We start from the raw sequence: 15,510 nt of genomic DNA on the forward strand, positions 1-15,510 counted from the left end.
GGGCGGCTCGAAGAGCCGAACCCGGAACCTCGAGATTCCGGGTCTGGTCCTTCGGACCATCCCGGAATGACGGAAGTCTTAAGAAGCCTGCTTGAGCCGCTCCATCGCCTCGAGCAGCTTGGCCTTGCGGGCCTGCGCCGCCTCACGCTTTTCGCGCTCCTCCTCGACGACCTCTTCGGCCGCGTTGGCGACGAATTTCTCGTTCGCCAACTTCGACTCGGCACGCTTGATGTCGGCCTCTGCCTTCGCGATCTCCTTTTCGAGACGCGCGCGCTCGGTGGCAACGTCGATCACGCCCTTGAGCGGCAGCGCAGCCACCTCGCCGCGGACGAGGAGCTGGACTGCGCCATCAGGCGCACGATCGGCGAACGAGATCTCGGACAGACGCGCCATGCGCTTGATGACGTCGGCCCAGCGCGGCGCACGTTCCTTGGTCTCGGCCGAGACGCCCGCGAGCACCAGTGCCGTCAGCGTTGCCGGCGGGATGTTCATCTCGGCGCGCACCGAGCGGATTTGCGTGACGAGGTCGATCACCCAGCCGATCTCGGCTTCCGCCTTGGGATCGGTGAAATCGGCATGGTCGAAAATCGGCATCACGAACACCGGCGAGACCAGCGGATCGGTTGGTCCTGCCGCGGCGGCCAGCATCGCGAGCTGCTCCGCGGTTGGCCCAGCCGGCTTCAGCGGCCATGGCGCCAGTGCGAGCAGGCCCTCGCGCTTGGCGGTCACCTCCCACAGTTCCTCCGTGATGAAGGGCATGAAGGGGTGCAGCAGCTTCAGGATCTCGTCGCGCGCCCAGGCCACCATGGCGCGGGTCTCGTCCTTGGCCGGACCGTCCGGCCCAACCAGCACGGGCTTGGCGAGCTCGACATACCAGTCGCAGTAGACGTTCCAGACGAAGCGGTAGATCGCGCCGGCCGCGTCGTTGAAGCGATAGGCTTCGATCGCCTCCGTCACCTCACGCGTGGTGTGCGCGGTCTCATGCGCGATCCAGCGGCTCAGGGTCTCCTTGGCCTTCGCCGGTTCAAAACCATCAGGCACGATGCACTGGTTCATCTCCGCGAAGCGGCAGGCGTTCCAGAGCTTGGTCGCGAAATTGCGGTAGCCCTCGACGCGGCTCGTGGCGAGCTTGATGTCACGCCCCTGCGCCGCCATCGCGGCCAGCGTGAAGCGCAGCGCGTCCGCACCATATTCATCGATCAGGTGCAAGGGGTCGATGACGTTGCCCTTCGACTTCGACATCTTGGCGCCCTTCTCGTCTCGGACGAGGGCGTGGATGTAGACGGTCGAGAACGGCACCTCCTTCATGAAGTGCAGGCCCATCATCATCATGCGGGCGACCCAGAAGAAGATGATGTCGAAGCCGGTGACCAGCGCGTTGGTCGGGTAATAGCGCTGCACCTCGGGCGTGTCTTCGGGCCAGCCGAGCGTCGAGAACGGCCACAGCGCCGAAGAGAACCAGGTGTCGAGCACATCTTCATCGCGCGTGATGAAGCCTTCGCGCTTGTTGCGGTCGAGCGCCATTTCGCGACCCTGCTCGGCCGTGATGACTTCCTGCTCGACGTAATAGCCGAGGGCGTGGCTGATCGCCTCCTCCTCGGTTTCTGCGACGAACACCTTGCCGTCCGGGCCGTACCAAGCCGGGATTTGATGGCCCCACCAGAGCTGGCGTGAGATGCACCAGGGCTGGATGTTTTCCATCCACTCGAAATAGGTCTTTTCCCAGTTCTTCGGCACGAAGGTGGTTTCGCCCGAGCGCACCGCCGCAATTGCGGGCTTTGCGAGGGTCTTGGCGTCGACGTACCACTGGTCGGTCAGGTACGGCTCGATCACGCTGTTCGAGCGATCGCCGTGCGGCACCATATGGGTGTGCGGCTCGATGCGCTCGACGAAGCCGAACGATTCCAGCCGCTCGACGATGCGCTTGCGCGCGGCAAAGCGATCGACTTTGTGAAACTCCTCGGCGAATTGCGAGGCGCCTTCCGGCAGGCCGTGCAGATAGTCCTCGTTATCGACGAGGTCGAGGCAACCTTCCCTGTCGAGCACGCTGATCCGGCGCAGGCCGTGGCGATTGCCGACCTCGAAATCGTTGAAGTCGTGTGCCGGCGTCACCTTGACCGCGCCCGAGCCCTTCTCCGGATCGGAATATTCGTCGGCGACGATCCTGATCTTGCGGCCGACCAGCGGCAGGACGACGTTCTTGCCGACCAGCTTCTGATAGCGCTCGTCCTCTGGATGCACGGCCACGCCGGTATCGCCGAGCATGGTCTCCGGACGCGTCGTGGCGACGACGATGAAGGTCGAACGATCTTCAGGGTTGAACGTCTTGCCCTCGATCGGATAGCGCAAATACCAGAGGTGGCCCTTCACCTCGGTCTGCTGCACTTCGAGGTCGGAGATCGCGGTGAGCAGCTTGGTGTCCCAATTCACCAGCCGCTTGTCCTTGTAGATCAGGCCGTCGCGATGCAGCTCGACGAACACCTTGACCACGGCCTTCGACAGACCCTCGTCCATGGTGAAGCGCTCGCGCGACCAGTCGCAGGAGGCGCCGAGACGTTTGAGCTGGTTGATGATGGTGTCGCCGCTCTCGGCCTTCCACTGCCAGACCCGCTCCAGAAACTTCTCGCGGCCCATCTCGCGGCGGCCGGGCTGCTGACGCTCCATCAGCTGCCGCTCGACCACCATCTGGGTAGCGATGCCGGCATGATCGGTGCCGGGCTGCCACAGCACGTCCCGACCGCGCATGCGCTCGAAGCGGCACAGGATGTCCTGCAGCGTGTTGTTGAGAGCGTGGCCCATGTGCAGCGAGCCCGTCACATTCGGCGGCGGGATCACGATGGTAAAGGGCACTGCGTCACGGCGGTCTGGACGGCCGGCCTTGAAGGCAAGGCTGTCCTCCCACACGACGGACATGCGGGCTTCGATATCGGCGGGCTGGTAGTTTTTCTCGATCATGGGGCTGCTAGAAAGCCGCGCGCGGGGTTCAAGTCAACGGAAAGCTCAGCGGCAAAAGAGCCTTCCGGCCCGACCGGCAGGTCAAATATGACACGGGAGCAGGGCTTTATCGGGGCTGCAGCGTCTGGATTACCGGCCGCCGCGCGAAACTCGCTCGATTTCGGCCTTGACGATGCGTTCAACGAGGCCCGGCAAATTGTCGTCGAGCCAGGATTTCAGCATTGGACGCAGCATTTCCTTAACCAGATCCTCCAGCGTCCGAGCATTGCTGCTGAGCACGGTGTGGGCCAGGGAGTTGAAGGCGGATTCGACGGCAGAGACCGTCGATTGCGCCAGGATCGGTTGCTGCGGGGGCACTGGCGGCGCATCGAAGTCCACCGGCGCATAGGACGGCGCCGGCGTCTGACGCGGCGGCGGCGTTTCGGCGAATTCGAGATCGTCCCGCGGTTCGACCTTGCGGAAGCTTGGCGGCGGCGGCGGCGGCTCCGGATCCATCGCCATCTCGTCGGTCAGTTCGAGGACGTCGGGCTCAGGCTCAGGTTCCGGGGCCCGCACTTCAGGCGCAGGGGTGGCCTCGTCGAGGCCCGCCAGCAGCGCGTCGATGTCATCCTGGCTGTTGGGGCCCGCATCCGCCGCGGGCGCCGGTGGTGGCGGCGCTGGCTTTGCGGCCGGCGGCTGCGCGGGCTTTTCAGCGGCAGATTTTGCAGGCGTGACCTTGGATGGTGAAACGTCGGCCACCGCCTGCGGCTTTGGTGCGGCGGGCGCCGGCGCGGGCTTGGCGGCCTCTGTCGGCGGCGGCTTGGCCTCGTCGTCGGCAATGATGCGCCGGATCGAGGCCAGAATCTCCTCCATGGAGGGTTCTGTGACCTTTGCAGGCTGCGTCATCTCCGACTCCACATCATCAACGCCCTCGCATGCGTTGTTTTACACCAAGCACGACAGGATTGGCCGGTTCCGGATGTGCGCTTCGAGATTTTCGTCGCGACAGCCAGACTTGTCCCCAGATCACAGCTCTACGTGAGGCGGTGCGCCCCTGCCCCGTCACTCGAGCATTACGCATGCAACATCGAAAGCGGAGCGAATCGACCCGCAGCTTCTTGGCAAGGCTATGTCAGGGATTTTGACGATTGCAAGCAAAGCCCCGGTCGGCTTCTGCAGTTTGCGAGGCCGACCGGAGAATTACGGCAATCAGCGTCCGTCAGGCGTACGCACGCCGGCCCAGCTGTCGCGGACCTGCTGGTAGTGCACGCTGGGATCGTAGACGGTGGTGTTGAGGCCCAGCACCTGCGGTGCGAGACGACCGACCGCGTTCAGCACGGAATAGGATGCCACGACTCGGTCGTGCTGTGCAGTGACGAGCGCGACGCGCGCGTTGACCAGCGCCTGCTGAGCGTTGAGCACGTCGAGCGTGGTGCGCTGACCGGCCTTGGCCTCTTCGCGCACGCCGTTCAGCGCGATCTCGGAAGCCGTCACCTGGGCCTGCGCGGACTGCACCTGAGCCTTGCCGGCTTCCAGCTGGCCCCATGCCTGCACGACGTTGGCACGAGTCTGATCGCGGGTGGTTTCGAGATTGAGGCGCTGCTGCGCCAAGTTCTCCTTGGACTGGCGGATCAGCGCATATTCAGCGCCGCCCTGAAAGATCGGCACGGAAGCCGTCGCGATCGCGGAAGCGCTATTGCTTCGGAAAACCGTCAGCTGCTGCTGATAGGCCGTAGTCACACCAGCCTGGACCGTGACCGTCGGCAACAGTGCGCCCTCGTTGATCTTGACCTGGAGATAGTTGACGTCGATGCCGTACATCGCGGCCGTAACGTTCGGGTTCTCCACGAGGCTGAGATTGACCGCGGAGGCGATCGAACCGGGTAGGAAGCGATCGACCGGCGAGCCCGGGGCAAGGTTCGACGGTTCATTCCCGATGATCCGGCGGAAGTTCGCGCGCGTCGTCGTCAGATTCGATTCGGCGGTCAGGGCCTGGGTTCTGCCCGCGGCCAACTGTGCTTCGGATTGCGCCACGTCCGTGCGCGTGACCTCGCCGACGTTGAAACGATCGCGCGTCTGCTTCAGCGTTTGCTCGAGCACGCGCACGTTGCTGCGCTGAACTTCGAGCGTTGCCGCATCACGCAGATAGTCCATGTAGGCCGTCGCGGCTTGCAGCAGAACGGTCTGCTCAAGTACGCGCAGCGCCTCGCGCGCTCCGGAGACCTGGCTCTCCGCGGCACGGGTCCTGTTGGCGGTCTGATTGCCGTTATAGAGCGTCTGATTGACGGTCAGACTGGCGCTGTTGGGCTGAAGGGGCGGGTCACTATGGATCGCCAAGCCCTTCTGAGTCTGTTGGATATCCTGATACTGATATCCGGTGCTGAGGCTCAAATTGACCTTGGGGCGATAGCCCGACAGGGCCTGCGGCACGTTCTCGTCGGTGGACCGCACTTGGGCACGCTGCGCGTTGAGCTGCGGATTGTTCTGATAGGCGCGCACCAGCGCAGCCTCGATCGTATCCGCCAAGGCGGGCGTCGGCCCGGCAAGCGCCAGCAACAGGACCGAAACCGCTGCTCCGGTGAAGAGCTTCACCCCATGCATCCCTAAAATTCCGTTCATTCTCACGCCAAGCTCGTGCCCGCGAACCTGGTTACCGTATCCGAGTGGAGTCGTTGCCCCGCAGCAACATAGGACGCGGCCGAGCGCGACGGAACCACCTCAGGGTAGTTCTCAGCGGAAACTCTTCACGTGCAGCATCCCGGCCACACTTCTGATTCAGAACGGGATTTTAACGGGGTTTCGGCGGTCAGAAGACGAACGCAGCGGCCCTTTCCAAGCCGGGAAGAACCGGGGCTGCCGCATCGAACAAGGGCCGATAGCCGAATTCGCCGTGGGAACGGGTCACAATCATGGCCCGCGGCGGGCGGGATTCGGCCGAGACGCCCACCAGGCGTCCGCCTTCCCTGAGCTGGCCAAACAGACCTTCCGGCGCCACCTCGGTGGCTCCGTTGAGGACGATCACGTCATAGGGTGCGCCGGACGGGTCACCTTCGGCACAGGCCGCGGCCTTGCAGATGACATTGGTGAGCCCGAGCGCGGCGAAGGCGTCCTTCGCTTTCGCGACCAGAGCCGAATCGCTCTCAATTGCCGTGACCTGCCGTGCAAGCTTGGCGGTCAGCGCGGCGAGATAGCCAGTGGCGCAGCCGACGACCAGCACGTTGTCGTCCTCGCCGATCTCGGCGGCCTGGAGCAGCTTGCCGCTCAGCTGCGGCTTGATCAGGAAGCGTTTGGCGCCGCCTTCGCTCACGTCGAGATCGAGGTCGAGATAGGCTAGCGCCTGCCGGCTGGCCGGCACGAAGGCCTCGCGCGGAACCGTGAGCATGGCATCGAGAATGCGGCGATCGGTGACGTCATTGGTGCGCACCTGGCCATCGACCATCTTTTGGCGCGCGGTCGAGAAACCGGACATTTGCGGATCCTGCATGGCGGGCGATGCCGCGGAGATGAGTTGGCGGCATCTTTGGAACAGGCTCCGCTAAAACGCAACACGTCCGTTCGCCCGACATCCAATGGCGATGCCAATGCGAAAATCGGAGCTGAGATAGCTTATTCGATCGTAACGGCAAGGCGCCCGATCAGGGCCGCCACCTCATCCAGCCGCGCCGAATCGGGGGCCTCGACCGCACGAGCAAGACAGGCGAGGCACTCATCATCGCTCAATTCAGGAATATCCGCCGGCAGAATCGAAGGGGCCTGCAGGGCGCGGTCGATCTGGATGTCGGCCATGGGAATCAGCTCCGTAAGAGTCCGGCCCCGCCAAGCTCAATTTGAAATAAGTCGATTTGGTGCCCTGCCGCACACGTCCACTTGAACGCGATTCTGGGCTCGATGTAGGCCGCAGCGACCTTTGAGAGATCGACCAAGCGACCTCTCGCGCCGGATCAACGGACGCTCGCAAATCTTTGAATACAAGGCGAAATTTGGCTCCCCGGGCTGGATTCGAACCAGCGACCATCCGATTAACAGTCGGATGCTCTACCGCTGAGCTACCGAGGAAAAGGCGAACCAGTCGTCCGCGCGCGGCTGCGTATAACAAAGCCGGTTGCGCTTGCAAAGGACGAATTCGCCATCATTCGCAAAGGAAAAAGGAAGGGGCTTATCCCGCCCCTCCTCAGGCCGAGGTCAGGCCGCGTCACTCGGTGATGAAGACCCGCTGGATCAGCGCCGATCAACAGCTTATCCGCAGCATATCCACAACCGATGCACTGCAATTTGCGTCAGTGCCGCAAAGTGCTTGCTGCGCACAAATGCACACGGCGGTAGCTCAGCCGCTGGCCCGGTCGAACACGATGCGACAAGCCTCGCTCGTACTTGAGCGGTTACGGCTCAGGCAGGCCGTTATGGCCCGGACATTGGGGATTTCGCCGGCACAAAGACGATCGACGTCAGGGGTACAGCCTCGCCTCTGCTCCGGCGTGCCCTTCTGCGCCTCGGCGGCGCCGGCAAACAGGGTCAGAAACAGCCCGACCGTCCAGGCGCGACGCGCCCGGCTTCTCACAGCCGCAAACCGCAAGAACCTCGCCTTCATGACCGGTCTCCTGTCTGCCCGCTGCCGGCCTGCATCGGCCGGTGCGCAAAGAGGTAGGAGGAATAATTTGCGGGAGATGTGATCTCTTTCACATTGGCGGAGGGGCCGAGGAACCTAGAGTTTCCCGGGGGATTTTCAGGAATCGCTAACCAACCGAATTCCGATCGCGCGATCGTTAAAATGCGAACGATCGGGTCAATCGGGAAACAAACCTGCTTTGCGACAGTGCGCCATCCGTGGTCCAGAGGGCGTGATGAGCGAAGCCGAATTCAACTTGATGCTGGATGCCGTCCGCGACGCCATGACTTATGAAGATTTCGCGCCCGCGCCGGAGGAGGAACTCGTGCCACGCTCGTGGAGCTTCGACACGACGCCCAAAGCCGCCAATGACAATGAGGGCGCCTGGCCCCTGCTGCCCTTTCCGGACGGCTGGTACGCCGCCTGCTGAGGCCTCGCCGCCACGCGCGACGGCCCGCGGGGTTGCCTAAACCGCTGATCCCCTATATTGCTCCGCCCTCGTTGAGGCCACGTGGCGGAGTGGTTACGCAACGGTCTGCAAAACCGTGTACACCAGTTCAATTCTGGTCGTGGCCTCCATCACAACTCCCTGATATTCCAAGATAAAGTCAACCGTCGCGCCCCGCCGGCGGCACGTTCTTGCGCGGATGCGGTCTCCGGGTTTTCCCGGGGATGACCGGAAACCTCCGATTCAGCTCACTTGGCATAACGTTCGCATCAGCTGGGATGCAGTCCCAACAAACGAGCGCTGGAGAGCACGTGGGCGAGATCGTCCGATTTATCCCGAAGGCCGAGCAGGAACGGGCTCGCCTCATTCGCGAAGCGCGCGCGATTTATGACAGCATCTTCCCGCCCTCCGCCTCCGACCAGGTGCCGCAAGCGAGCGAGGAAAGCGTCAAGAATTAGCCGCGCGGGTCAAGCCTTCTTGCCGCGGCGGAAATCGCGACGGCGGCCTTTTGGTGCGGGCTTTGGCGCCAATTCAGGCATTTCGGCCTGAACCTCGCGATAGCGCGTCAGCATCCGTTCAAAGCTGGCGTTCAGCGTCTCGGCGATATCGGGGCGCTTCTCGAGGCCGGCCAGGACGTTCGCGGCGGCCTCGATGGTCGACAATCCGTCCTTGCGTGGCTCACGGCGCAGCTTGCCATAGCGCGACGGATGCGCCGGGTTGAGGATGACGCGCTGGCACTTCAGCATCCAGGGATTGCGCCACCACAGCGCCTTGGCCTGGCTCCAGGTGCCGTCGAGCAGCACCACGCCTTCGAGCTTGCCGAGGATGGCGCGCTGGTTGTCCGCAACCTCGCCCTTGCGGTTGAGCGCGACGATCTCGCCCTCAACGTCGAGATCGGCCGCGCGTGCCGAGCCGAGATAGAGCACGGCCCAATGCGAGGCATTTTCGATCGGACGTCCGAGCGCCTTGGACAAGCTCGGCCAGGACAGACCGACACGCACCGTCGCGTCGGAAAAGTGCTTGGCGAGCAGTCGCGCGGTGCCAAGCGCCCTGTCCTGCTCCTGCGGATGCTGGATGATCAGGAGCGACAGCTTGTTCTCGATCGGCGTGACGCTGTCGCAGATGCAGAGCGGCATCGGCTTCTGGCAGTGCGGACATTCGGAGATCGGCTCGGGCGCTGCGGCCATGGTCTGAGCTGGGTTCGACATGACCGCCGCTATACGCTTCGTATGGCGGTTCAACAACCTATTCCGCCGGTGCCGCAAGCGCGCGCGGCTCGGCGCGCCGGCGCAGGCGGTCGATCAACAGGTAGATCACTGGCGTGGTGTAGAGGGTCAGGATCTGCGAGACGAACAGGCCCCCGATGATCGTGATGCCGAGCGGGCGCCGCAGTTCCGTACCCGGCCCGGTCGCGATGACCAGGGGAAGGCCGGCGAACAGCGCCGCCATGGTTGTCATCACGATCGGTCGGAAGCGCGCCTGGCAGGCCTCGAAGATCGCCTCGGCTGACGACAGCCCGCGTTGGCGCTCGGCATCCAGCGCGAAGTCGACCATCATGATGCCGTTCTTCTTGACGATGCCGATCAAGAGGATGATGCCGACAAAGGCGATCACGGTCAGCGGCGTGTTGGTGATCTGCAGCGCAAGCAGCGCGCCGAGGCCGGCTGACGGCAGCGTCGAGATGATTGTGAGCGGATGGGCAAGACTCTCATAGAGTACTCCGAGCACGATATACATCGCCACCAGCGCGCCGAGGATCAGTAGCGGTTGGCGGCCACTGGTCCTGGCGAAATCGCCGGCGTTGCCGTCAAAGCTGCCGCGGATGCCCTCCGGCATATGCAACTCGTCGACCGCGCGCTGGATGTTCTGCGTCGCCGCCTGGAGCTGCACGTCCGGCAACGTATTGAACGATACCGTGGTCGAGGGCACCGACTGCGAATGATAGACCGCGAGCGCGGCAAGCCCGCGCGTCACATGTACCACGGCCGACAGCGGTACCTGCACATCGCCCGCGCCCGCGACATAAATGCGGTCGAGGTTGGACGGATCGACCTGGAATTTCGGATCGATCTCCAGCACCGTCATATACTGGTTCCGCTGGGTGTAGATGATCGAGATCTGACGCTGCGAGAAGGCGTTGTTCAGCGCATTGTCGATGTCCTGGACCCTGACGCCGAGCCTCGCGGCCTTCTGGCGATCGATGTTCAACGTGAGCTGAAGTCCGCCGGGATCGCGGTCGCTGGAAATATCGGTGATGCCCTCGACAGTCTCCATACGCTTGGCGACGATCGGCGCCCACTTCTGGAGCAGTTCGAGGTCGGTGCTCGATAGCGTGTACTGGTAGTTCGAATCGCTCTGCCGGCCGCCGGCGCGAACGTCCTGCGCGGCGAACATGAAGAGACGGATGCCGGGTACCGGAAACAGTGCCTTCCGCAACCGATCGATCACCACCTGGGTAGAGACGTGGTCGCGCTCTTCCGGCGGCTTCAGGCTGATGAACATGGTGCCCCGGTTGGAGGTCGCAGCGCCCGGCCCGACCCCGCTGCCGACCGTCGAGCCGATGCCGGCCACGGCAGGATCCTTCATCACGATGTCGGCGAGGCGCTGCTGGAGGTTCAGCATCGACTGGAACGAGATGTCGGCCGAGGCGCGCGTCGCGCCGATGACGAAGCCGGAATCGTCGGTCGGGAAATAGCCTTTCGGCACCTTGGCGTAGAGCAGCACCGTCAGGCCGATGGTGGCGAAGAAGACCAGCAGCGTCAGCAGCGGGAATTCCAGCACCGCGCGCAAGGTGCGGGCATAGAACGAGACGATGCGCGACAGCGAGCCTTCGATCAGGCGGTCGAACAGCGTGGCAGATCCCGACGTGGTCTGCCTGACATAATGGGCGCAGATCATCGGTGTGACCGTCAGCGACACCAGCGTCGAGACCAGAATCGCGAAGGTCAGCGTCAAGGAGAATTCGCGCAAGAGACGGCCGACGATGCCGTCCATGAAGATCAACGGCGTGAACGCCGCGATCAGCGACAGGCTGATCGAGACCACGGTGAAGCCGATCTGCCTTGCGCCCTCCAGCGCCGCCTGCATCGGCCGCATGCCGTGCTCGAGATTGCGGAACATGTTCTCGATCATGACGATGGCGTCGTCGACCACGAATCCGACCGAGATCGCCAGCGCCATCAGCGACAGATTGTCGATCGAGAAGCCGGCGACCCACATGCCGGCGCAGGTGCCGGCCAGCGCCAGCGGCACCGAGATGCCGGCCGCAATGGTCGGCGTCGCGCGGCGCAGGAACACGAACACCACGACCATCACCAGGACGGCGGTTGCGAACAGCGTCCACTGCATATCCATGACGCTGGCGCGAATCGTCGAGGTCCGGTCGACCAGGGTGGAAACATCGACGCCGGCCGGGATCCACTGCTTCAGCGCGGGAATCAGCGCCTTGACCCGATCGACGGTGTCGATGACGTTGGCATCGCCCTGCTTGGTGATCTGGATCAGCACCGCCGGCTGCTTGTTGAACCAGGCGATCGAGCGTGCGTTGCGGACGCTGTCCTCGATGTCGGCGACATCAGAGAGCCGGACGAAATTGCCGCTCGCGCTCTTGATGACGATGTCGCGGAACTCTTTGGCCGTGCGCATCTGCCGGTTGAGCGCGAGCGTCTCGCTCTGACGCTCGCCGTTGAAGATGCCGACGGGACCTAGCGGATTAGCGTTGAGGATCGCGGTCCGGACGTCGTCGGTGGCAATGCCGGCATTCGACAGCGCCACCGGGTTGAGCTGGATCCGCACCGCGGGCTGGTCGGCGCCTGACACCGTCACGTCGCCGACGCCAGGCACTTGCGAGATGCGCTGCGCCAGCACGGTATCGGCGACGTCGTAGATGGCGCTGGCGGACAGCGTCTTGGAGGTCAGCGCCAGCACGAAGACGGGAGCGCCGGCCGTGTTCGCTTTGCGGAATCGAGGCAGGGCCGGCAGATCGCTGGGCAGGTCGACCAGCGCAGCGTTGATGGCGGCCTGCACATCACGCGCCGCCTTGTCGATGTTGCGGCCGATGTCGAACTGAAGCTGGATGTTCGACGTGCCGAGCGAGCTCGTCGACGTGATCTGGTTAATCCCGGCGATCTCGCCGAGCCGCCGTTCCAATGGCGCAGCGACGGTTGCGGCCATCACCGACGGATCGGCGCCAGGACGGCTTGCCGAGACGAAGATGGCAGGAAAGTCGACATTCGGAACGGAAGCGACCGGCAGGAACTCGTAGGCGACGCCGCCCAGCAGGAACAGCCCGATCGACAGCAGCGTGGTCGCGACCGGGCGGCGGATGAAGGGCTCCGAGATCGATGCCATCACTGCATCCCCTCGGTCGCGCCGGCCGTGGGCGCGTCGGGCTCCGGCGGCGGCAGGGCCTGCTCGAGGCGGCGGTTGATGCGATCGAGCGCTAGGTAGATCACCGGCGTGGTGTAGAGGGTCAACAACTGGCTCAGCAGCAGGCCGCCGATGATGGAGATGCCAAGCGGGAAGCGGAGCTCGGCGCCGGTGCCGCTTTCGATCGCCAGCGGCAGCGCGCCGAACAGCGCGGCCAGCGTCGTCATCATGATCGGACGGAAGCGCAACAGACAGGCCTGCACGATCGCCTCATGCGCCGGCATTCCCTGCCCGCGCTCGGCCTCGAGCGCGAAGTCGATCATCATGATCGCGTTCTTCTTGACGATGCCCATCAAGAGGATGATGCCGATCAGACCGATCACCGAGAGGTCCTGCCCGCATAGGATCAGCGCCAGGATGGCGCCGACGCCGGCCGAGGGCAGCGTCGAGAGGATCGTGATCGGGTGGATGTAGCTCTCATAGAGCACGCCCAGCACGATGTAGATCGTGATCACGGCGGCAAGCAGCAGCCAGGGCTGGCCGGCCAGCGCCTTGGCAAATTCGGCGGCATCGCCTGCGTAGACGCCGACGATGCTGTTGGGCATGCCGATGCGGGTCTCGATCGTCTTCACCGCCTCGACGGCATCGCCGAGCGCCGCGCCCGGCGCGAGGTTGAAGCTGAGCGAGATCGCCGGGAATTGCGCCTGGTGCGAAATCGCGAGCGGCGCCGTCGTGCGCTTCAGCGTCGCCACCGCGGATAGCGGCACCTGCGCGTTCGGCGCGCCCGCCGTGGCACTCGCCCCGCCCGGCAGATAGAGCTTCGACAGGATCGAGGGATCGCGCTGGTACATTGGCAGCGCTTCCAGCACCACACGGTACTGGTTGGCCTGGCCGTAGATGGTCGAGATCTGCCGCTGCGCGAACGCGTCGTTCAGCGTGTCTGTGATGGCCTGCAGGCTGACGCCGAGCTGGCCGGCACGAGTGCGATCGACATCGAGCTGCGCGCGCAGGCCGCCTTCCTGCGCCTCTGAGGAGACGTCGCGGAACAAGGGCTCGCGCCGCATCTCGTCGACGAGCTTTCGCGCCCATTCGGAGACCAACGTCGCATCGGTGCCGGTTAGCGTGTACTGGTATTGCGAGCGGCTCGACTGGGTCGATATCTGCACGTCCTGTACCGGCTGGAAATAGACGGTCATGCCGGGAATGCCTGACACACGCTCTTTCAACCGGGTTACGACCACGCCGACGTCGTCGCGCCGCTCGCCGCGCGGCTTCAGCGTCATGACGAGGCGCCCGACATTGGTGGTCGGATTGACCGAGCCCGCGCCGATGACCGAGACCACGCCTGTCACGTCAGGATCGGCTTTGATGGCATCGGCAGCCTCGGCCTGCCGTTTCTGCATCTCCGCGAAGGAGACATCAGGCCCCGCCTCCGTCACCGCCGTGATCGAGGCGGTGTCCTGAAGCGGCAGGAACCCCTTGGGCGCGACGACGTAGAGGACCAGGGTCGCGACCAGCGTCGCAAAGGTCACGACCAGCGTGGCGCGCTGGCGCTCCAGCACCCAGAGCAGCGTGCGGTGGTAGAATTCGACGGTGCGGTCGATGAAGCGGCTGACGGCGGCAAGCCCCGGCACCGCGAGTTCCTGATGAGCGTGCCGAAGCAGCCGCGAGCACATCATCGGCGTCAATGTCAGCGACACCACCGCAGAGGTCACGACCGCAATCGTCAGCGTCAGCGCGAATTCGCGGAACATGCGCCCCACGAGGCCCGACATGAACAGCAGCGGAATGAACACCGCGATCAGCGACACCGTCAGCGAGATCACGGTGAAGCCGATCTCGCTGGCGCCCTTCAGCGAGGCCTGCATCGCGCTGTCGCCATTCTCCATGTGGCGAACGATGTTCTCGATCATGACAATGGCGTCGTCGACGACGAAACCGGCGCCGATCGTGAGGGCCATCAGCGACAGATTGTCGAGGCTGAAGCCGGCAAAATACATGATGCCGAAGCTCGTGATCAGCGACAGCGGCAGCGCCACGCCCGCGATCAGCGTGGCGCGCAGCGAGCGCAGGAACAGCAGCACCACGAGCGTCACGAGCACCACGCTGAGGACCAGCGTGAACTGCACGTCATGGACAGATGCACGAATGGTGACGGTGCGGTCGGAGACGATGGTCAGCTTGACGCCGGCCGGAATCGCACGCTGCACCTTCGGGATCTCGGTGCGGATCTGCTTGACCACGTCGATCACGTTCGCACCGGGCTGGCGCTGGATGTCGATGATGACGGCCGGCGTGCCCTCGTACCAGCCGCCGGTGCGGTCGTTCTCGAGCCCATCGACGATCTGCGCCACGTCGGCGATCGTAACGGGCGAGCCGTTGCGATAGGCGATGATAACAGGCCTGTAGGCATCCGCAGCGGCGATCTGGTCGTTGGCGGCAATGATGTAGGATTGCTGCGCGCCATCGAGCGAGCCCTTTGGCCCGGAGACGTTGGCATTGGCGATCGCGGCGCGCAGATCCTCCATCGCGATGCCGTAGGCGGCAAGGCGCGCCAGATCGGCCTGGATGCGCACGGCCGGCTTCAGTCCGCCGAGCACCGAGACGCGGCCGACGCCGGAGATCTGGCTGAGCCGCTGCGCCAGCAGCGTATCGGCGATGTCGCTCATCGCCCGCAGCGAGATCGTGTCCGAGCGCAGCGCCACCGTCATGACGGGCGCGTCCGCCGGGTTCACCTTGGCGTAGGTCGGCGGGTAAGGCAGCGTCTTGGGCAGAACGCCGGCGGCGGCATTGATCGCGGCCTGCACATCTTGTGTGGCACCGTCGATATCGCGGTTGAGGTCGAATTGGAGCGAGATCTGGCTGACACCGAACGAGCTCGTCGAATTTATCGCCGTCAGCGACGGGATCTGGCCGAGCTGCCGCTCCAGGGGCGCCGTGATCAGTGAGGCGATGACGTCGGGGCTGGCGCCCGGCAGCTGCGTCGTCACCTGCACGGTCGGGAAATCGACCTGCGGCAATGCGGAGACCGGGAGCGCGAAATAGCCTAGCAAGCCGCCGATCAGCAGCGCAATGCCGAGCAGCGAGGTCGCGATCGGACGGCGGATGAAGGGTTCGGAGACACCCATGGGATACGCCTGCCGCTTCAAGCGGC

Annotated in this window: 11 protein-coding genes and 2 tRNA genes; 3 read left to right on the forward strand and 10 right to left on the reverse strand. The window is 64.3% G+C overall.

Annotated features, from left to right (window positions below; all coding sequences use genetic code 11):
* Positions 1–78: 78 nt before the first annotated feature.
* From BM374_RS30445 to BM374_RS30475, 7 genes are all read right to left on the reverse strand, one after another.
* A complete protein-coding gene (locus tag BM374_RS30445) occupies positions 79–2,955 on the reverse strand; it encodes a valine--tRNA ligase (RefSeq protein WP_092301266.1) in 2,877 nt (958 codons plus the stop codon).
* Between the two features lie 129 nt (positions 2,956–3,084).
* Positions 3,085–3,840 carry a PopZ family protein gene (locus BM374_RS30450; RefSeq protein ID WP_177248639.1) on the reverse strand — a complete coding sequence of 252 codons (756 nt, stop codon included), beginning with the start codon at positions 3,838–3,840 and terminating at the stop codon, positions 3,085–3,087.
* A gap of 303 nt (positions 3,841–4,143) precedes the next feature.
* Positions 4,144–5,535, reverse strand: a complete 1,392-nt coding sequence (locus BM374_RS30455) for a TolC family outer membrane protein (protein ID WP_092301271.1) — start codon at positions 5,533–5,535, stop codon at positions 4,144–4,146.
* A gap of 205 nt (positions 5,536–5,740) precedes the next feature.
* Positions 5,741–6,403, reverse strand: a complete 663-nt coding sequence (locus BM374_RS30460; protein WP_177248640.1) for a protein-L-isoaspartate O-methyltransferase family protein — start codon at positions 6,401–6,403, stop codon at positions 5,741–5,743.
* A gap of 137 nt (positions 6,404–6,540) precedes the next feature.
* Positions 6,541–6,720 carry a hypothetical protein gene (locus BM374_RS30465; protein WP_092301277.1) on the reverse strand — a complete coding sequence of 60 codons (180 nt, stop codon included), beginning with the start codon at positions 6,718–6,720 and terminating at the stop codon, positions 6,541–6,543.
* A 195-nt stretch (positions 6,721–6,915) separates the two neighbouring features.
* Positions 6,916–6,990, reverse strand: a tRNA-Asn gene (locus tag BM374_RS30470).
* Positions 6,991–7,258: 268 nt separating this feature from the next.
* Positions 7,259–7,522 (reverse strand): hypothetical protein, encoded by a 264-nt coding sequence (locus tag BM374_RS30475; protein WP_092301280.1) that lies wholly within the window; start codon positions 7,520–7,522, stop codon positions 7,259–7,261.
* Between the two features lie 253 nt (positions 7,523–7,775).
* Between BM374_RS30475 and BM374_RS30480 the strand changes: the two genes are divergently transcribed.
* From BM374_RS30480 to BM374_RS38840, 3 genes are all read left to right on the forward strand, one after another.
* The gene (locus BM374_RS30480) at positions 7,776–7,970 is read left to right on the forward strand and encodes a hypothetical protein (protein ID WP_092301283.1); all 195 of its coding nucleotides are present in this window, start codon (positions 7,776–7,778) and stop codon (positions 7,968–7,970) included.
* A gap of 75 nt (positions 7,971–8,045) precedes the next feature.
* Positions 8,046–8,119, forward strand: a tRNA-Cys gene (locus BM374_RS30485).
* Between the two features lie 180 nt (positions 8,120–8,299).
* A complete protein-coding gene (locus tag BM374_RS38840; protein ID WP_177248641.1) occupies positions 8,300–8,446 on the forward strand; it encodes a hypothetical protein in 147 nt (48 codons plus the stop codon).
* A gap of 9 nt (positions 8,447–8,455) precedes the next feature.
* Here BM374_RS38840 and BM374_RS30495 read toward each other — a convergent pair whose 3' ends face one another.
* From BM374_RS30495 to BM374_RS30505, 3 genes are read right to left on the reverse strand one after another with little or no spacing between them, the layout of a single operon-like run.
* Entirely contained in the window at positions 8,456–9,196 is a 741-nt protein-coding gene (locus tag BM374_RS30495; RefSeq protein WP_092301289.1) for a tRNA-uridine aminocarboxypropyltransferase, read from the reverse strand.
* Positions 9,197–9,233: 37 nt separating this feature from the next.
* Positions 9,234–12,338, reverse strand: coding sequence for an efflux RND transporter permease subunit (locus BM374_RS30500; protein WP_092301293.1), 3,105 nt, complete (start codon positions 12,336–12,338; stop codon positions 9,234–9,236).
* Positions 12,338–15,484 carry an efflux RND transporter permease subunit gene (locus BM374_RS30505; RefSeq protein WP_092301296.1) on the reverse strand — a complete coding sequence of 1,049 codons (3,147 nt, stop codon included), beginning with the start codon at positions 15,482–15,484 and terminating at the stop codon, positions 12,338–12,340. Before BM374_RS30505 ends, BM374_RS30500 begins: the two co-directional genes overlap by 1 nt.
* Between the last annotated feature and the right edge of the window lie 26 nt (positions 15,485–15,510).

This window comes from Bradyrhizobium sp. Ghvi (genome assembly GCF_900115265.1).
Lineage (GTDB): Bacteria > Pseudomonadota > Alphaproteobacteria > Rhizobiales > Xanthobacteraceae > Bradyrhizobium.